General features: G+C 34.3%; 18 protein-coding genes and 1 tRNA gene. 12 read left to right on the forward strand and 7 right to left on the reverse strand.

Annotation, left to right across the window (positions count from 1 at the left end; all coding sequences use genetic code 11):
* Positions 1-5 precede the first annotated feature (5 nt).
* Positions 6-81: transfer RNA gene (locus tag BLQ19_RS08075), tRNA-His, on the forward strand.
* 115 nt (positions 82-196) lie between these two features.
* Here the strand turns inward: BLQ19_RS08075 and BLQ19_RS08080 are convergent.
* Positions 197-1,759 (reverse strand): M28 family peptidase, encoded by a 1,563-nt coding sequence (locus BLQ19_RS08080; RefSeq protein WP_029445140.1) that lies wholly within the window; start codon positions 1,757-1,759, stop codon positions 197-199.
* A 229-nt stretch (positions 1,760-1,988) separates the two neighbouring features.
* Here BLQ19_RS08080 and BLQ19_RS08085 point away from each other — a divergent pair, with 229 nt between their 5' ends.
* The 5 genes from BLQ19_RS08085 (at position 1,989) to BLQ19_RS08100 (ending at position 5,896) form a co-directional block, all read left to right on the forward strand.
* Complete coding sequence (locus BLQ19_RS08085) at positions 1,989-3,572, forward strand: aldehyde dehydrogenase (NADP(+)) (RefSeq protein ID WP_074538000.1); 1,584 nt, start codon at positions 1,989-1,991, stop codon at positions 3,570-3,572.
* Between the two features lie 11 nt (positions 3,573-3,583).
* On the forward strand, positions 3,584-4,591 hold the full coding sequence (locus BLQ19_RS08090; RefSeq protein ID WP_074538001.1) for a 4-hydroxyproline epimerase: 1,008 nt from the start codon (positions 3,584-3,586) through the stop codon (positions 4,589-4,591).
* 57 nt (positions 4,592-4,648) lie between these two features.
* Positions 4,649-4,978, forward strand: a complete 330-nt coding sequence (locus BLQ19_RS21510; RefSeq protein WP_254788288.1) for an AraC family ligand binding domain-containing protein — start codon at positions 4,649-4,651, stop codon at positions 4,976-4,978.
* An 82-nt stretch (positions 4,979-5,060) separates the two neighbouring features.
* On the forward strand, positions 5,061-5,516 hold the full coding sequence (locus BLQ19_RS21515; RefSeq protein ID WP_254788291.1) for a helix-turn-helix domain-containing protein: 456 nt from the start codon (positions 5,061-5,063) through the stop codon (positions 5,514-5,516).
* A gap of 110 nt (positions 5,517-5,626) precedes the next feature.
* The gene (locus BLQ19_RS08100) at positions 5,627-5,896 is read left to right on the forward strand and encodes a CBU_0592 family membrane protein (RefSeq protein ID WP_074538002.1); all 270 of its coding nucleotides are present in this window, start codon (positions 5,627-5,629) and stop codon (positions 5,894-5,896) included.
* Between the two features lie 123 nt (positions 5,897-6,019).
* Here the strand turns inward: BLQ19_RS08100 and cydB are convergent, their stop codons facing one another.
* Positions 6,020-7,096, reverse strand: a complete 1,077-nt coding sequence (gene cydB, locus BLQ19_RS08105; RefSeq protein WP_074538003.1) for a cytochrome d ubiquinol oxidase subunit II — start codon at positions 7,094-7,096, stop codon at positions 6,020-6,022.
* Positions 7,097-7,098: 2 nt separating this feature from the next.
* On the reverse strand, positions 7,099-8,430 hold the full coding sequence (locus BLQ19_RS08110; RefSeq protein WP_029445146.1) for a cytochrome ubiquinol oxidase subunit I: 1,332 nt from the start codon (positions 8,428-8,430) through the stop codon (positions 7,099-7,101).
* 189 nt (positions 8,431-8,619) lie between these two features.
* On the opposite strand from BLQ19_RS08110, the gene BLQ19_RS08115 reads away from it, so the two are divergent.
* The 3 genes from BLQ19_RS08115 to BLQ19_RS08125 are packed head-to-tail and all read left to right on the forward strand — an operon-like array spanning position 8,620 to position 11,214.
* Positions 8,620-9,840, forward strand: a complete 1,221-nt coding sequence (locus BLQ19_RS08115) for a sulfite oxidase (protein ID WP_074538004.1) — start codon at positions 8,620-8,622, stop codon at positions 9,838-9,840.
* Positions 9,841-10,323 (forward strand): hypothetical protein, encoded by a 483-nt coding sequence (locus BLQ19_RS08120; protein WP_025615560.1) that lies wholly within the window; start codon positions 9,841-9,843, stop codon positions 10,321-10,323.
* Positions 10,324-10,335: 12 nt separating this feature from the next.
* Entirely contained in the window at positions 10,336-11,214 is an 879-nt protein-coding gene (locus tag BLQ19_RS08125; RefSeq protein WP_034665779.1) for a sterol desaturase family protein, read from the forward strand.
* Positions 11,215-11,269: 55 nt separating this feature from the next.
* Here BLQ19_RS08125 and BLQ19_RS08130 read toward each other — a convergent pair whose 3' ends face one another.
* From BLQ19_RS08130 to BLQ19_RS08145, 4 genes are all read right to left on the reverse strand, one after another.
* On the reverse strand, positions 11,270-11,887 hold the full coding sequence (locus tag BLQ19_RS08130; RefSeq protein WP_074538005.1) for a Tll0287-like domain-containing protein: 618 nt from the start codon (positions 11,885-11,887) through the stop codon (positions 11,270-11,272).
* Complete coding sequence (locus BLQ19_RS08135; protein ID WP_074538006.1) at positions 11,887-12,156, reverse strand: heavy-metal-associated domain-containing protein; 270 nt, start codon at positions 12,154-12,156, stop codon at positions 11,887-11,889. Before BLQ19_RS08135 ends, BLQ19_RS08130 begins: the two co-directional genes overlap by 1 nt.
* 6 nt (positions 12,157-12,162) lie before the next feature.
* The gene (locus BLQ19_RS08140; RefSeq protein ID WP_024481294.1) at positions 12,163-12,501 is read right to left on the reverse strand and encodes a rhodanese-like domain-containing protein; all 339 of its coding nucleotides are present in this window, start codon (positions 12,499-12,501) and stop codon (positions 12,163-12,165) included.
* A 160-nt stretch (positions 12,502-12,661) separates the two neighbouring features.
* Positions 12,662-13,294 carry a Crp/Fnr family transcriptional regulator gene (locus tag BLQ19_RS08145; protein ID WP_024481293.1) on the reverse strand — a complete coding sequence of 211 codons (633 nt, stop codon included), beginning with the start codon at positions 13,292-13,294 and terminating at the stop codon, positions 12,662-12,664.
* 242 nt (positions 13,295-13,536) lie between these two features.
* On the opposite strand from BLQ19_RS08145, the gene BLQ19_RS08150 reads away from it, so the two are divergent.
* Genes BLQ19_RS08150 through BLQ19_RS08160 form a run of 3 tightly spaced genes read left to right on the forward strand, consistent with a single transcriptional unit; the run spans position 13,537 to position 18,551 of the window.
* Positions 13,537-15,870: a chondroitinase-B domain-containing protein gene (locus BLQ19_RS08150; protein ID WP_074538007.1), complete on the forward strand. Its 2,334-nt coding sequence runs from the start codon at positions 13,537-13,539 to the stop codon at positions 15,868-15,870.
* A gap of 2 nt (positions 15,871-15,872) precedes the next feature.
* Positions 15,873-18,155 carry an alginate lyase family protein gene (locus BLQ19_RS08155; protein WP_074538008.1) on the forward strand — a complete coding sequence of 761 codons (2,283 nt, stop codon included), beginning with the start codon at positions 15,873-15,875 and terminating at the stop codon, positions 18,153-18,155.
* Between the two features lie 21 nt (positions 18,156-18,176).
* Positions 18,177-18,551, forward strand: a complete 375-nt coding sequence (locus BLQ19_RS08160) for a cupin domain-containing protein (RefSeq protein WP_024481290.1) — start codon at positions 18,177-18,179, stop codon at positions 18,549-18,551.
* The last annotated feature ends 407 nt before the right edge of the window (positions 18,552-18,958 follow it).

Raw genomic sequence — 18,958 nt, forward strand, 5'->3', positions numbered from 1 at the left:
CAAATGGTGGTTGTAGCTCAGCTGGTTAGAGCATCGGTTTGTGGTACCGAGGGTCGCCGGTTCGAACCCGGTCTTCCACCCAAAAAATAAAGCCTTATCAATTTTGATAAGGCTTTTTTTGTGGCTATAAGTAAAGAAAAAGCCCTTGTACAAATACAAGGGCTTTTAAACCTTAAATTAAGATTGTAGTGTAGGCTTATTTATTTTCCTTATCTACAACAAGTCTATCTTGTCTATTAGCAACTTCCCACCCGGTATAGAATACCAATCGTGATCTGTTTTCTAGTAAATCATAATTAATCTTATCTGGAGTATCTCCAGGAGCGTGGTAATCATCATGTGTACCATTAAAATAAAATATAATAGGAATATTATTTTTTACAAAGTTGTAATGATCACTTCTATAATAAAATCTGTTCGGATCATTTTCATCATTATACGTATAATCTAAAGCAATATTCATGTATTTTTTATTTGCTTCTTCAGAGATCATATGCAAATCGGTACTTAATTTATCAGATCCTATTAAATAGATATAATTACGATCTCCTTCTCTTTTAGGATCAATACGGCCTATCATATCTATATTTAAATCGGCAACCGTTTGTGCTAACGGAAAGATAGGATCAAAATCGGTATAATACTGAGAACCTAATAATCCTTTTTCTTCACCAGTTACATGTAAAAATACAATAGATCTTTTAGGACCTTTGCCTTCGTCTGCTGCTTTCTTGAAGGCTTGAGCTATTTCTAATAAGGCTACCGTTCCGGAACCATCATCATCAGCACCATTGTTTACCTCACCATCTTTAGTTACACCAATATGATCTAAATGCGAAGAAATAATTAAATACTCATCCGGTTTTTCTGAGCCTTTTAATATAGCTACAACATTCTCAGAATCTACATCCTCGTCAGAACTTTTAATCGCTAAGTCTATTTTAGCAGCAATAAGCTTTGCTTTGTTTTCCGTTTTAATGTTCGGTAAGATAGCGTTAGCGATGGTCTCGTTAATAAAGAAATTAAAGAAAGTGCTAGTTTCATCTTCTTTAATACCCATTCTTCCGCTATCGTTCTTTTTCATGTAATCAAAGCGACTTTCAAAACGAGCAAAATTATTTTCATCAAAATATAAAACACCTTTAGCGCCTTTAGCTTGTGCAGCTTCAAATCTTTTACCTACAGATTCTGATAAGTTGCTCCAAACAGATTTTTCAGTACCTCCAGAGATTACATATGTTCCATCAGCCTTCATTGGTTCACCAGCTTTAATCAAGACAATTTTATCTGTAACATCAATAGCACTGTAGTCAGAATATTTTTCGTCTTCTATTCCAAACCCAGCATATACAATGTCATTGTAGGTTCCTTCTGCAGCAGTGAAAGTCAAAAGGCCCTCTCCGTTATTGTAGGTTTTACCATTTATAGTAATAGTTCCTTCTGGAAGTTTGCTAACCGTTAAGGGTACATTTTGAAAATAGTTCCCATCTGCTTGCGCTGCAGGAATCCCCATTTTCTTATATTGCTCTGCTAAATATTCTACGGCCTTTTTCTGTCCAGGCTTTCCTGTTTCTCTACCTTCAAATTCATCAGAGGCATAAATGTATAAATGCTCTTTTAACTCTGCTTCCGTAATGGTTTCTGCATAAGGTTTAGGATCCATGGCAGTCTTAGCTTCTGAAGAAGTATCAGAAACAGTTTTCTGTGAAGAATTACAGGCCATGGCCAATAATGTCACAACAAATGCTATTTTTTTCATTTTGGTGTTCAATTAATTAATTAGTCTTTTCAAAAATAATGAAAACAATGAACTTTAAGCCAATCAATTAAAAAATCTATCTATGGTTTTCATTGGAATAATAGTTTAACGCTTCATTTTTTTAAAAAGACCACCAAGCGCTAAAAAAATGTTAGAAAAATAAACCGAAGCATGATAATTACTTTATAAACTAGTAGCTTTATCAAAGCATTATATAAAATGTATACGAATGATATCTGGAAAAAATTATATAGGGAACAAATTGTCGGCAAAAAACACAAAAATGTACAAGACGTTTAACCCAAAAACGAACACGGAGAATACCATAAGTTTTTACGAAGCAAATCAAGAGGAAATTAATGAAGCGGTGCTATTGGCTTCGAATGCTTTTGATGCTTATAAGAATATTTCTAATGAGAAAAAAGCCCTATTTTTAAATACAATAGCAGATGAAATAGTAGCATTAGATACTGCGCTTATAGAAACGTATTGTTCTGAAACAGGACTTACGGAAGGGAGAGCATTAGGAGAAAGAGGAAGAACCGTAGGGCAACTGCGTATGTTTGCAGATTTGGTGCGTCAAGGAAATTGGGTAGATGCCACTATAGACACGGCCATTCCAGACAGAGTGCCAATGCCAAAATCAGATCTACGTAAGATGATGGTGCCCTTAGGACCCGTTGTAGTATTTGGAGCAAGTAATTTTCCGTTGGCCTATTCTACTGCCGGTGGGGATACCGCTTCTGCATTAGCCTCTGGTTGTCCTGTAATTGTTAAAAGTCACCCTATGCATGCTGCAACAGGAGAACTGGTTGCCTCAGCTATTAATAAAGCAGCAGAAATAACAGGCATGCCAAATGGTGTATTTTCTAATCTTAACAGTAGCGGAATAGAAGTTGGGGTTGCTTTGGTGCAACATACTGGTGTTAAGGCAGTTGGTTTTACGGGTAGTATTAGGGGTGGTAGCGCTTTATTTAATTTAGCGGCGCAAAGAGAGGAGCCTATTCCTGTATTTGCAGAAATGGGGAGTATTAACCCTGTCGTGATTTTGCCTAAGGCTTTGGCCGCCAAAAATGAAGAATGGGCAAAGACTTATGCCAGTTCCATCACATTAGGTTCAGGACAATTTTGTACCAATCCTGGATTACTATTGGGTATTAGCAGTGACTCTTTGAATAAATTTATAGTGCACTTGTCTGATGAAATTGAAAAAATAGCTCCCACATGTATGCTGCATCCTAATATTTATAAGGCATATACGACGAATAAGGAGAACGCAGAAACACAACAAGGAGTTGTTATAGCAGCCTCTTTTGAAACTAAGGTGGCAGATAATCATGCAAAACAAGCAGTAACAACGGTAGACGGTGCTACATTCTTGAAAAACACAAGCTTGCATCAAGAAGTTTTTGGACCCTATTCTATGGTAGTGCGCTGTGAGAATGCGAAAGAATTAGAAGCAGTTATAGTAGCTCTAGAGGGGCAATTAACCGGTACTGTAATTGCAGAGGAAAATGATGCGGAAAACTATGTTGAAATAATTAACGCCTTAAAAAATAGAGTGGGGCGTATCATCTATAATGGGGTGCCTACGGGAGTAGAAGTTTGTCCATCTATGCAACATGGGGGGCCATATCCTGCATCTTCAGATAGTAGATTTTCTGCTGTAGGAGTACATGCTATAAAAAGATGGATTAGACCTTTTTCATATCAGGACTGGCCAAATGTCTTATTACCTTTAGAATTACAAAATGAAAACCCGCTGCAATTAAGTAGATTGGTAAACGGAGAGCAAACTACAAGATCTATCTAAGAAAACAACAAATGGCTAGTAAAACATTTTTCTGTGTTGATGCACATACCTGTGGAAATCCTGTACGCGTAGTAGCAGGAGGTGGACCTATATTAAGTGGAGAAAACATGAGTCAAAAACGGCAACATTTTTTATCCGAATTTGATTGGATTAGGAAAGGGTTAATGTTTGAGCCTCGAGGTCATGATATGATGAGTGGAAGTATTTTTTATGCGCCTTCTAATCCTGAAAATGACTTTGGAATTTTATTTATAGAAACTAGCGGTTGCTTACCTATGTGTGGGCATGGTACCATAGGAGCAATTACTATAGGCATAGAAGAAGGATTAATAAGCCCTAAGATTCCAGGTCACGTACGGATGGAAACACCTGCGGGCTTAGTATTAATTGAATACCAACAGACAGGAAATAAAGTGGATTGGGTAAAACTTACGAATGTCAAATCGTATTTAGCGGAAACAAACTTAACAATAGACTGTACAGGCTTAGGAGAACTAACTTTTGATGTTTCTTATGGAGGTAATTTTTATGCGATTATAGATCCACAAGAAAACTTTAAAGGAATTCAAGATTTTTCAGCGGGTAAACTAGTGCAGTTTAGTCAAGAAATTCGCTCTAAAATCAATAAAAAATATCCAAATTTATTTATTCACCCCGAAGATGAAACGATTAGAAATGTAAGTCACGTTTTATGGACAGGAGATACCATTTCTCCAGAGGCTACTGCCCGTAATGCCGTATTCTATGGAGATAAGGCTATAGATAGATCCCCATGTGGCACTGGAACTTCTGCCCGAATGGCACAATGGCATGCCAAAGGAAAATTAAAAATAGGAGAAAAGTTTATTCATGAAAGTTATATTGGCTCTCAGTTTATAGGAAGAATAGAAGAGGAAGGCACACTAGAAGGGAAGAAAGCTATCATTCCAAGTATACAAGGTTGGGCAAAAATATATGGGTACAATACTATTCTTATAGATGATGACGACCCTTATGCACACGGGTTTCAAGTGCTGTAGAGAAATTTAACCTGGTTTTATTTAGTGTATATAAATAGAACTAAAGAGATACTTAGTTTGAATAAAGTAATAGAAAAATACGAATTTAAGAAGGGGCTCCCTCAAGAGCTTGAAATAAAAAATCTAGCTACATTGTACCGTGATTCGCGTGAAGACTTGATACAACCTCATAGAACAGATTTTTATCAAATTATATGGTTTAAGAAAGGAGCACCTAAGCATATGGTTGATTTTAATCCGGTACAGATAGAGCCAAATACTATATTATTTGTGGATAAGAATAGTGTTCAACGTTTTGACGAAAATGAATTGGTTGATGGGGAAGTACTTTTATTTACCGATAATTTTTTCTCTAAAACAGAAGAGGATACAAGTTTTAAGAAGTAGCATGTTGTTTAATGATTTGTATGCAATATCAACCATAAAGATAAATGGGGAAACTACTATTTTCGAAACCTTTTTTGAGCTTATGAAAACGGAGCTAGGTTACAGTGCAGATATCTATCAGTCAGATATTCTTAGAAATCAGCTTAAAAACGTATTGTTGGTATCAGAAAGAGAAAGGCAAACCCAAAATAGTGCGATGATAAATAAGGGGCCAGATTTAGACTGTGTAATTAAGTTTAGAGATCTCTTAGATAAACAGTTTCAAATACAAAAATCTGTAGCTAAATATAAAACGCAGTTAAATGTTACTCAAAAACGTTTAAACTCGGCCACCTTAAAAGTAATGGATATTACTCCCAAACAAATGATAGATGCTAGGGTTATCTTGGAAGCTAAACGTTTGTTAGTCCATACATTAGATAGTGTCAAGGAGATAGGGTACACGCTTGGTTTTGAGGAGCCTACAAATTTTGTGAAGTATTTTAAAAAACATCAAACAATAACGCCGATAGAATTTAGGAATAAATTTGGTAATTAGTTTTTAAGGCGTAAAATTACCATTTTAAACTGCTTTTTTATCATAATAAATTAATCGTCTTACCGCAAATTTGCTTCTAAGTTTAACTACAATAGAACAAATTTGAAGAAATGAAATTGTTAATAGATGTTATAGGGTGGTCAGGTTCTGGCTTTTTAATTCTTGCTTATGGACTAACATTAGTAGAGAACAATAAGTATGTTAGTTACTCGAAATATTTAAATCTTTTTGGAGCTCTTTTAATAGCCATTAACTGTTATTACTATAATGCCATACCTTCATTTGTTTCTAATTTAATTTGGTCTGTGATGGCAACCTTAACCATTTACAAAACAAAAAGACGGGCGGGTTATTTTATGAAGGCTAAACTTAAGGTATAAGCTAATCTTTCTATTTTTAATAAATAGATCTCTGGTGGTGATTTAATTAGGGTGTTCTAAAAAATGGCATATGATACAGATCATTGAGGGACTTATTATGAAATAGAAAAGAATTATTTAGTATTAATGCTCTCCATAACCCACATCATCCATCTTACCTTTAAAAACTCTGTATTGAATGACCATATAGATGGCTACAAGCACGATTGCGATAGCAAACCAATAAACACCTACCGATAGGCCGTATTTGTCCGCGGCAACGTTGTAAATGGTTAAACTAGGGTTTATATCATTTGTTGATGGCAATACCTTAGGAAAAATCGATGCCACAGTTGTTGTTAATCCTCCAAATAAGAACACGGAAGAAAATAAAAATCCTAATCCATCTCTTTTAAATCTTTTAATATTAAATAACCCAAACAGTCCAATAAAAGTGAGCAGCGGGAAAATCCAAAGCCATGGTGTGTTTAAGAAATTTTGAAATGGTTTTGGTTCTATGACATGCCAAACAGATAAGGAGATAATGACCAAAGCAAGCAATACACAATTTAGTCTAAATATGACGGTCTTTAATTTTTCATTAAGATCAGAATTTGTTTTAAATATGATCCAATTCGCCCCATGAATGCTTAAGGACACTACCCCTATAACGCCTAGTAATACAGTAAACCAATCTAAAATTCCTAGGTGCTCTGCTTGCGGACTAAAAGTAGGGTTCCATAAGGGAAGAAAAAAGTAATGCGCCTCTTGTGTAGAGACACCTTCTGTTACAATACCTAAATTAACGCCCCGTACAATATTTCCTAAGGCTACACCGAAAAACAAAGCGAGCAGTAAGCTTGCTACTCCAAAAGCCTTATCCCAAATAGCTTCCCACATGGCATTATGTACCTGTCCTCTAAGTTCTAAGCCTATAGCTCTGAAAATCAAGAGCCATAATATCATAATTAACGGCAAGTAAAAACCACTAAAAGAAGAAGCATAGAGCGTAGGGAAAGCAAAGAATAAAACGCCTCCAGAAGCAATTAACCACACCTCATTAGCATCCCAAAAAGGACCAATAGCATTGGTGATAGCTTTTTTATCTTTTTCTGTTTTAGCAAAGAATAAATGAATAATTCCAGCTCCAAAATCATAGCCATCTAAGATAACATACACAGCAAGCATGGTCATTAAAACGATGTACCAAAATAGTTCCATAATTAGTGTTTTACAAGTTGAGGTCCTTTATTAATAATTTTACCCGCTAATATTAAAAATAGTAGTCCTAGCAATAGATATAAACCTACAAATCCTAATAGAGTAAAGAGTGTATTCCCTGCAGACACGGTTGGAGAAGCTCCAGCACTTGTTCTTAATAAATTAAACACTAACCAGGGCTGTCTGCCCAATTCTGCGGTATACCAGCCCATCGTATTGGCGATATAAGGGAAAGGTAGAAGGAAAACCAAGGAATAAAGGATCCATTTTGTTTTGTATAATTTTTTTCTAAATAATTGCACGATAGCTAAGAATAATAATCCTATAAAAATGGTACCTAAACCTACCATGATATGATAGGCATAATACAGCCCTGGAATGTTGGTTGGATGTACAGATTCATCAAATTCATTCAAACCTTTTATTTGTGCATCCCACTTTTGGTAGGTAAGAAAACTTAAAATGTTAGGCACGGCAATTTTGTTGTCTAATTTTTTCTCTACAATATTAGGTTGACCAATTAAAACAATTTCAGAACCTCCTTCTTCAGTTTCAAAAATACCTTCCATTGCAGCGAAAGTTGCAGGTTGATATTTCACGACATTTTTCGCAGCTAAATCTCCCGTAGGAACGGCAACGAATACGCTAGCAACAAAACCAAAAATTACTCCAGTTTTGACAAAAAGCTTTCCAAAATCATGATGTTTATCATTTAATAAATAGAAGGCGCCAATAGCAGCCATTACAAATGACGCTGTTACTAATGAGGCTAACTGGTTATGGAAATAAGAGGGAAGTAACCAAGGGTTGGAAAATAAGGCACCAAAATTAGTCAACACAAATTTTCCGTTTTCTAAAATTTCAAAACCAACGGGGTGTTGCATCCATGAATGCGTAGCGATAATAAGATATCCACTCGCCCAAGAGCCCAAGAAAACTAGAAATCCTGTTACAAAATGTAGTTTGTGGCCTAATAGCTTTTCTCCAAAAATAAATAAGCCTAAGAATGAAGATTCCAAAAAGAAAGAAAACATTCCTTCCATAGCAAGTGTTTGCCCTATAATACCTCCTGTAAGTTCCGAGAATTTAGCCCAATTGGTGCCAAATTGAAATTCCATTGGAATACCTGTAACTACACCCATTGCAAAGTTTAGAGCAAATATCTTCATCCAAAATTTAGCAGCATCATTATACATTTCTATCTTATTGAATAGAAATTTTCCTTTGTAATACACAATTAGGAGTGATAATCCCATGGTTAGTTGTGGGAACAAATAATGAAAGGTGATGGTGAATGCAAATTGTATTCTATCGTAGAAAAGCATGTCTTCCATAAACTATAATTTTAGAGATGGCAATTATGAGTATAAAAATAAGCATCAAAGCTTACTTGGAAGGTAACAATGGTTACATATTTATGTTATTTAACGTATTACCCAGTTCTGTTGTCTTCTGTAACTTTTGTTACCGAAATATAACCTAAAATTCAGTATTTTTAGAAGCTTAAAGTATGATGAGATCCTATGGAGAGAAGAAAATTTATTACAAGGTCATCTTTAGCTACGCTGACAGGAATTTTAGGGATGGATATCGTGTTTGGAAATTTACTTCCCGATAAATATATCCCTTTGGAACTACAAGAAACAGATCCGCTTAAATTGTTTGGTTTAAATAAGGAGATGCAGGTGCTAAATGATAAACCTTGGAACATAGAAGCACAAGCACATTTGCTCGATGATAAAGTTACACCGAACACTGCGATGTTTATTCGGAATAATGGAAAAATTCCGGAAGCCATAGATGTAAATACATGGACATTAACTTTTGATGGAGAATCCATCAACCAAAAGAAAACATATACCTTAAGTGAACTCAAAACTAAATTTAAGCACTATACCTATCAGCTTACCTTAGAGTGTGGGGGAAATGGTCGGAGTGAGTTTAACCCGCCAGCGAAAGGCAATCAGTGGACTATCGGAGCAGTTTCTTCTGCGAAATGGACGGGAATTCGTTTAAAAGATATTTTGGCTGAGGTAGGTATAAAATCTGACGCCGTATATATTGGATATCATGCGGCAGATACCCATTTAAGTGGTGATCCTAGCAAAGAACCTATTTCACGTGGAGTGCCCATCGCAAAAGCCCTTCAGGAGGAAACTATCTTGGCTTTTCAAATGAATGGTGAAGATATTCCAGTAGTACATGGTTATCCCTTGCGCTTAATAGCTGGTGGCTATCCTGCTTCTGCCTCAGGGAAATGGTTACAGAGAATTAGTGTTCGGAATAAAATACATGACGGAGAGAAAATGACAGGGAGCTCTTATAAAGTTCCTAGGAACCCAGTGGCACCTGGGACAACCGTAAAAGAAGAAGATATGCGCATTATAGAATCTATGCCTGTAAAGTCTTTAATAACCTATCCTAAATCTGGAGCTACTTTTAATTTAAATAAACAATTAACTATTAGAGGTCACGCTTGGGCAGGAGAGTTAAATGTTTCTAAAGTTGCGTATTCTATTGATTTTGGTAGTACGTGGAGCAGTTGTGATTTAGAAAAGGAGGTAAACCGATTTGCATGGCAGCATTTTTCCGCTAAAATAAAATTTCCTCAAAAAGGATATTATGAGGTTTGGATAAAAGCTACAGATAGGGATGGGCGTTCTCAACCTATGCTTGTTCCGGGATGGAATCCTAAGGGGTATTTAAATAATGCATGTCATAGAATTGCCGTAAAAGTTGTTTAAATGGGGGTAGAGGAAAAATTTAAACAAAGTGTTAAGGGTATTCATAGCTTATTAGCAATTCTACTGATAGGGTTTATAAGTGTACTCACAATTCTGTTTTTTACGGTTAAGGATTTGGCGAGTCCTACGACCAATACTCCAGTTATATCTCCTGATTATGTTGAGGTACTTGGCAATGAAGAAGATTTAGACAAAATAGAAAATGGCATTCATGTGCGAACAGGTTTTGTAGAAGGTGAAGGTTTGATGTTGGTAGTGCAAAACTGTACCAGTTGTCATTCCGCTAAGTTAGTAACGCAAAATAGAATGTCTAAAGAGAAGTGGTTGGCAACAATTAGATGGATGCAAGAAACTCAAAATTTGTGGGATTTAGGTGTCAATGAAGAACCTATCTTAAAGTATCTGAGTACCTATTATGCGCCCAATCAAATAGGTCGTAGAGCTAATTTAGAAAATGTTGAATGGTATCATCTCAATGAATAGTGCGATAGTAAAATGAATGAATATATAGCTGTTTTTGTAAAAGCCTTAATGAACACCATAAGTTGGACTTGGAAATCTATTATTTTTGAGGTGCCTTGGTATACCAATTTTTTCTGGGGGCTAATTGTAATTTCTTTAGTAGTATGGGGATTAGAAATAGCATTTCCTTGGCGAAAAAATCAATCCGTTTTCAGAAAAGATTTTTGGCTAGATGGGTTCTACATGTTTTTCAATTTCTTCCTCTTTGTAATTATGATAAGTGGATTTTATAAAATACTAGAAAAATTCTTTTCAGACATAGGAATTAGTGCATCTAGCTTTACATTGATAGATTTTTCTACTTGGCCTTCTTGGGCGCAATTGGTAATTTTCTTTATCATCTTAGACTTTGTACAGTGGTTTACGCACACGTTGCTTCATAAATATGAGTTTTTATGGAATTTTCATAAAGTACACCATAGTGTAAAAGAGATGGGTTTTGCTGCTCATTTACGGTATCATTGGATGGAAAACATCTTATACAAACCATTAAAAACTTTTGGAGTGATGATCTTGGGAGGCTTTGAGCCAGAACAAGCCTATATTGTTCACTTTATAGCCATCACAATAGGGCACTTTAATCATTCTAATATAAAAATAACTTGGGGTCCTTTGAAGTATATTTTAAACAATCCAGTAATGCATTTATACCATCATGCCTATGACTTACCCAAAGGTACTTATGGCGTAAACTTTGGTATAAGCTTAAGCGTTTGGGATTATATCTTTAGAACAAATTACATCCCAGAAGATAGTGGTACAATTGAATTAGGGTTTCATGGAGATGATAAGTTTCCTAAAGATTTTATCCATCAAAATATGGAAGGTTTTAAAAGTTCTAAAAAACAATAAAAAATCCTTTGGTTTTAAAACCAAAGGATTTTTTATTAGAACTGTTATTATTGTATTATTGTTCTTTAAAGCTAATACTCCAAATCCCGCGTACTTCATTTGTTCCATAGCCTAAAGCCATGTCTTTTGGATAAAGGCTTCTAATTACCGCACGTGTTTCTGGATTTACTTCTTTTTCTGTTCCGTGACATTGTAGACACATTGCATTGGTTATAATTGGATAATAGAATTCAACCATATCGTCCATATATTTTTTAACCACAGGGGTGGGGGTAATACCATTGACTATATCTTGTTTATAAGATTTAATATATTCCAATTCGGCCTCATTTGCTTTATTCGCTTGGTTTCTAGGTTTATCAGAGACTCTTTTGAGGGTTGCGTTATGTTTTAAGGCCATACTATCAGTAATTGGATATGCCTGAATATTACAGAATTTTAAAGCTGCCGAAGTTCCTTTTTTCTGTATAGTGCCTATCAATTGCTTACCTAAAGCTTGTTGTGTTGTCTGGGCATATTCTAAGCCTATAGCTGCCAGATTTTTTTGATTTTGAGTAGTCTTTTGCGTCGCATTTTCAATCATAGGAATCTGCTTAGTCGCGTTCGTTTTAGTTTCAGAATCTTTACAACCAGCTAAAACTAACAAAAGTAAAGATGGAATTATAAATTTCATTATGATGAGATTTTACCTGTAGCACAACTTACGAAAGATTTTGCTTTTGAAACTAATGAATTATCTTCATCTATTGACGGGTAACCAATAGCTTTGAGCTTATCTTTAACTCTTAAAAGGTCTTCGTTATTTTTAGTAGAGAATGATATATTAGAACGGTCTATATCGATCTCAATACTTGAAATATTTTCTATTTCCGAAATTTTGTTCTTAATTGTATTGGCGCAACCACCACATTTTAAATTCTGAATGGTAATTGAATTTTGCATAGTTCTTTATTTATAAGCCATATAGCCACCTTTTAAATCAATAATATCTGTAAAGCCCATTTTTGCAAGCTTATTCGCTGCTCTTTTACTGCGCATTCCAGATTGACAGTAGATATATAGAGGCTCATCTTTCTTGAACTTGTTAAAAGCATTTTCAAAAACAGTAGTATTGAAAAAATCAATATTAACAGCTTTTTTTATAGCACCTCTAGAGAATTCATTAGGGGTTCTAACGTCTACTAATTGAACTCTTTTATCAGAAATAGCAGCTTTGTAGTCTATAACATTAATAGTTGTAATGCTATCAGAGTTTTTGTTTCCGAATAGAAAATTTAAGAACGACATATAGTATATTTTTTTTTTAAAAAAATGGAAGTAGTCACAACCACATCACTACTTCCATTGAAACAACCAACTAATAAACTATTTGCCAATAAAGGCTCTAATTTATTACTGTAAAATTACAGATTGTTTGTATCATTGAAAGTAACCTAGGTTACATAGGCTATAAATTAATTACTTTTATGTAATTACGATGCAATTCTATTTTTCCTAATTCTTCCAATTTCTTTAGCAGTCTAGAAATAACTACTCTTGAGCTATGTAAGTCATACGCTATCTGTTGGTGTGTATTATGAATGGTGCTGTCGTTGGTAATTCTTATTTTTTCTTTTAAGTAACCTAGTAAACGTTCATCCATATTTTGAAAAGCAATAGAATCTACCGTGTTTAAGAGCTCTGTTAATCTATTATGATAGCTTTCGAAAACAAAGTTTCTCCATGACTTATATTTGGCTGTCCATTCTTCCATTTTTTGAACAGGAACCATAATCAATTTTGTTTCTGTTTCAGCAATGGCCCTAATTTCACTGATAGATTGAGATAAACAGCAACTCAGGGTCATAGAACAGGTATCTCCTTTTTCTAAATAATACAAAAGGAGTTCATCGCCATCTTTATCTTCTCTTAATATTTTTATAGCGCCAGAAATTAGTAAAGGCATGCTCTTGATATATTCACCAATCTCAATTAATTTAAACCCTTCGGGCACTTCTTTGAATGTTCCTACTTGAACAATTTCTTCTATGAGTTCTTTTTCAAATATAGTTCCGTAGTTGTCTATTAAATCTTTTATCATGGGCAGTGGGGTTCAGTAAAAACAATCAATCTCAAATTTAAGAATAATAAAGGAGTACCACTTAAAATAAAAGTATCAAAACCTAGTGGCGCACTATTCCTTTTTTAAGAATCTTCTTGTCTTTTAGCAAAATTAATTTCAATTTATTATTATATCATTACAATTGGGTCATATTTTTTGCTTAATAGGTAAATATGCATATATTTGGTAAACCAATTTGGTGAACCAATTAAATTAACAATATGAAACATAGCCTATTATCAATACTTTTGCTTGTTGTGGTATTCTCTTCTTGTAATCCAAAATCTCAGGGAATTGAGATGGCCAACAATGTAGAGGAATTTAATGAAATGGTTAAAAATTTACAACCAGGAGATTCTATTGTATTGGCAAATGGCGTATGGAGAGATGCGGAGCTTGTTTTTGAAGGAAAAGGAACTGAAGAAAAACCAATTACATTAACTGTAGAAGATAAAGGGAAGGTTATTTTAGAGGGGGCATCAAATCTTCAGTTAGCGGGGCAGCATTTAATTGTTAGTGGTCTTGTTTTTAAAAATGGTTATACCCCTACAAATGCGATTATTTCTTTCAGAAAGAATAGAGAAGAAATTGCTAATAATTCTAGATTAACAGAGTGTGTTATAGATAATTTTAATAATCCAGAACGTCAAGTGCAGGATTATTGGGTTACTATTTATGGAAAAAATAATCGTATAGATCACAATCATATTGTAGGTAAGAAAAATTTAGGAGTTACTATGATTGTTGGTTTAGATACAAAAGAAAGTGTACAGAATAATCATAAAATTGATCATAATTACTTCGGTCCTCGTCCAACTTTTGGAAACAATGGGGGAGAAACATTACGGATAGGTACTAGTCATACTGCTTTAGAAAACTCTAATACGTTGGTGGAATCTAACTATTTTGATAGAACCAATGGCGAGCACGAAATTATATCAAACAAATCTTGTCAAAATACTTTTAAGTACAACACATTTTTTGAATGCACAGGAACCTTAACCATGCGCCATGGGAATGAAACCTTAGTAGATGGGAATGTCTTTATCGGTAATGGCAAACCAAGTACTGGTGGGGTTCGTATTATTAATGAAGCACAAACCGTTATTAATAATTATCATATTGGTTTAACAGGGTACCGCTTTAGAGGTGCGTTTGTTATGATGAATGGAGTGCCAAATTCGCCACCAAATCGTTACGTTCCTGTAATTGATTCTAAATTAAACAACAATACGTTTGTTAACTGTGATCATATACAATTATGTGCAGGGAGTGATTCAGAAAGAAGTCAAGCACCTAGAACTTCAGAAATTTCTGGAAATATCTTTTACAACGATGATAAAGAAGACATTTTTACGGTGTATGATGATATTAGTGGCATCACATTTAAAGATAATCTTTTAGGAGAAAATGGTAAAACTAGTATTGCTAGTGGATTTGAGAATGCGGCCATCACTTTAGTAAAAAACGAACAAGGGTTTTTGATTCCTACTTCAGATAAAATAAAAAATAAAGTTACGATTAGTCCAAATATAGCAACCAAAGAAAACACAGGAACAACTTGGTATTCTAAAGCAGACACGGGTATTGCCTTAAATTCAGGAAAAACAATAAAAGTAGACGCAGGGATTAATACCTTATATGAAATTGTTCAAAAGTCTGAAGCAGGAGATATTATTGAATTATCAGAGGGGGGCACCTATTTAATCACAAAAGCAGTTCAGATTCATCATCCGTTGACATTTAAAACTTCAGGAACAGAGAAGGCAACCATATTATTTGAGCGTATGATGGCTTTCGAAATTCAAAATGGAGGCAGTCTATCATTAGAAAATATAACTTTTGATGGTACAAAATCTCCAGATTATGCGGGTAATTCAGTAATTAGCACCAGTAAAAATTCCATGCTAGACAATTATAAGCTGTTTATTGATAACTGTGAATTTAAAGATATGGTGGTTAATCATTCTTTTGATGTTTTAAGAGTATCTAAAGGAACATTTGCTGATACGATTAGTATTCAGAATTCAACATTTAAAAACATATCAGGCCACATTGCTGTATTGGATAAGGAAACAGATGATATTGGAGCGTATAATGTAGAGTATATGCTAATGAAAAACAATACCGTTACAGATATGCAAGGTGCTGCGTTGAGATTATACAGAGGAGGAAAAGATGAAAGTACCTTCGGTCCATTTTTAGAAGTAGACCACAATGTGTTCAATAATGTTGGTTTTGGTAAGAAAAATAAATATAATGCAGCGATGTCTTTGTATGGTGTTCAAGTAAATGATATTCAAAATAATAATTTTAATAATACCAATGGTTTAAAAATGCATTTGGTTGTAGGAGAGCCAATTGTAAATGTGGTGAATAATAATTATTATAAATCAGGTAACATAGAAGTTACTGGAGATGAAAAATATACTATAGCGAACCTTTATAATATCGAATCAGAGTTTAAAGAAGGAACTTTTCAACTATCAGAAAATTCTTCCTTAATAGGAAAAGGAACAGACCAAAAAGAAATAGGAATTATTGCCAAGAACTAATTATGAAGTTAATACAAAGTATCACATTAAAAATCGTACCAGTTGTACTCCTTATAAGCCTATTTTCTTGTAAAGAAGAAGTAACGGTGGTTTCAAAAGAAGAAGGTAAGACAGTCTCAGAGCAAGGGGCGCACCCTAATTTAATTTTAACGGCGCAAGGCGTTAAAGATATTAGGGCACAATTGGGTAGTATTCCCATTTTTGATGCTTCTTTAAAAGCTGTTCAAGAAGAAGTGGACGCCGAAATTGCCTTAGGGATTGACACGCCAATTCCTCATGATTATTCCGGAGGTTATACCCACGTGAGACACAAGAGTAACATGTTAATGTTACAAAAAGCAGGTGTTTTATATCAAATTTTGGATGATGAAAAGTATGCAAAATATGTAAAAGACATGCTTATACAATATGAAGCCATGTATAAAACCCTGCCACTGCATCCCAAAACAAGATCTTATGCACGTGGAAAATTGTTTTGGCAATGTTTAAATGATGCTAATTGGTTGGTTTATGTGAGTCAGGCGTATGATTGTGTCTACAACTATTTATCAGAGGAAGAGCGTAATAAGCTAGAAGCCAATTTATTTAAACCATTTGCAGATCATATATCTGTAGATAGTCCGCAATTTTACCAAAGAGTTCATAACCATAGTACTTGGGGTAATGCAGCTGTAGGGATGATTGGTTTAGTGATGAATGACGAAGAATTAATTGATCGTGCTTTATACGGTATTAAAGATTTAAAATTAGATACCGAAGAAAAAGATGATGATGGTGGATTCTTAAATAAAGATGGTAAAGCTGGCTTTTTGGCGAATATAGAAGAGCCATTTTCTCCAGATGGTTATTATAATGAAGGACCATATTATCAACGCTATGCGATGTATCCTTTTTTAATTTTTGCGGAAGGATTACATAATGTTAAACCAGAATTAAAGATTTTTGAATATAAAGAGGGAGTATTATTGAAGTCTATAAATGCCCTTTTAAATTTATCGGATGCAGATGGTGATTTCTTCCCATTAAATGATGGTCAAAAAGGAATGTCTTACTATAATGATGCTTTAGTTACGGCGACAGATATCTCTTATTATTTTGGAAAACAAGATCCAGGCCTATTGAGTATTGCTGAAAAACAGAATAAAGTATTATTAGATGATTCAGGTTTGGCAGTCGCTCTTGGTATAAAAAAAGGATTAGCAAAACCATTTGAGAAAAAATCAATTAATTTATCAGACGGTCCAGAGGGTACACAAGGAGGAGTTGGTATTTTAAGAAATGAGGATATTGAACTTGTTTTTAAATATGCAGCACAAGGATCTAGTCATGGTCATTATGATAAGTTATCCTATTCCTTATATGAAAATGGCGAAGAAGTAATTCAGGATTATGGTTTAGCACGTTTTGTAAATATTGAACAAAAAGGAGGCGGGAATTACTTAAAGGAAAATAAGACCTGGGCAAAACAAACTATTGCACATAATACCGTGACACAAAATGAAACGTCTCATTTTGAAGGGAAATACGAAATAGGAAGCCAACACCATTCCGTGTTACATTATTTTTCCTCCGACAATGATAACGTTCAAGTTGCTAGTGCCAAAGAAGTAAATGCATACCCTGGAACTGAAATGCTTCGTACTATGGCCATCATTAAAGATGCAGATTTTGATAAACCTTATGTCTTAGATATTATGAAGGTAGTTTCTAACAAAGCAAATCAGTATGATTTTCCGTATTACTTTTTAGGACAAGTATTGAATACAAATTTCGAATATAAAGTTCCGGAAACCTTAAGAGCTTTGGGAAGCAAAAATGGATATCAACATTTATATTTAGAAGGTACAGCGAAATCTGAAAAGGAGAATACGAAGTTTTCTTGGTTAAATAAAGGTAAGTTTTATAGTTTAACAACGGTATCAAATGCTAATGACGACATACTCTTTACAAGAATTGGAGCAAACGATCCAGAATTTAATTTGCGCCGCGAAGCTGCTTTAATGTTAAGGCGAAAAAACACTGAAAACACACTTTTTGTTTCTGCAATAGAGGCACACGGAAGTTATAGTCCAGTGTCAGAATCTGCAGTAAATTCAAACAGTGCTATAACAGCTTTAAAAATTGTGCTAGATACAGAAGATTTTACGGCAATAGCAATAACGAATGTAAACGGTACTACTAAACTGTTTATAACAGCAAATACTGATGCTGATAAAGAGGTAAGGCATAACTTAAAAATTAATGGTAAGGAATATGAGTGGTCAGGTCCTTATTGTTTCAAATAAATTAATCATAAAAAATAAAAAATGAGTAGATCTAGTGAAAAATACGTCATTACAAAAGACATGGAATGGGAAGTTCTTGGAGGAGGAGTTTCAAGAAAATTCTTAGGATATGATAATCAAATCATGATGGTAAGAGTAAAATTTGAGACAGGAGCATTAGGAGCTCCGCATCAACATTTTCATACACAAGCTACTTACTGCGTTTCTGGTAAATTTGAATTTGAGATTGATGGAGTAAAGCAAATTGTTGAAGGTGGAGATGGCGTGTATATTGAACCTAATTTGTTACATAGTGCAGTTTGCTTGGAAGAGGGCGAATTAATTGACACTTTTAGTCCTGTAAGAGAAGATTTTTTAAGTGGAGACGCCGTATCTTATTTTAGTGATAAGGCATAATAAAGAGGGTAGCCTATTAATAGTGCTTTAATGTAATGCTGTTAATGATGGGAATTTCGAACATGAAAACCTGTTCGAAATAAGAAATTGGAATTTGAGGCTTTGTTGGAATAATGAGGATCTCACTGAAATATAAGATTCTTCTTATCAATTCATCCAATCCAGATCCTAAAAATTAGCATTTCGTCATTTTAGCATGTTAAAAATTAGGATTATATTTTTTTTTAACAAAGTAATAACATATATTTGGTTATTCAGATTGGTAAACCAATTTGGGTAACCAAATTTTTTTTAACTCAAAACTCAATTTATTAACCAAATAAGAAAATATGAATTTAAAAAAATGAAATAAAAAAAGGATAGGCTTTTGACCCATCCTCCTTTATTAAATCACTTCTTGTCGTAGG

The organism is Cellulophaga baltica (genome assembly GCF_900102165.1).
Lineage (GTDB): Bacteria > Bacteroidota > Bacteroidia > Flavobacteriales > Flavobacteriaceae > Cellulophaga > Cellulophaga baltica.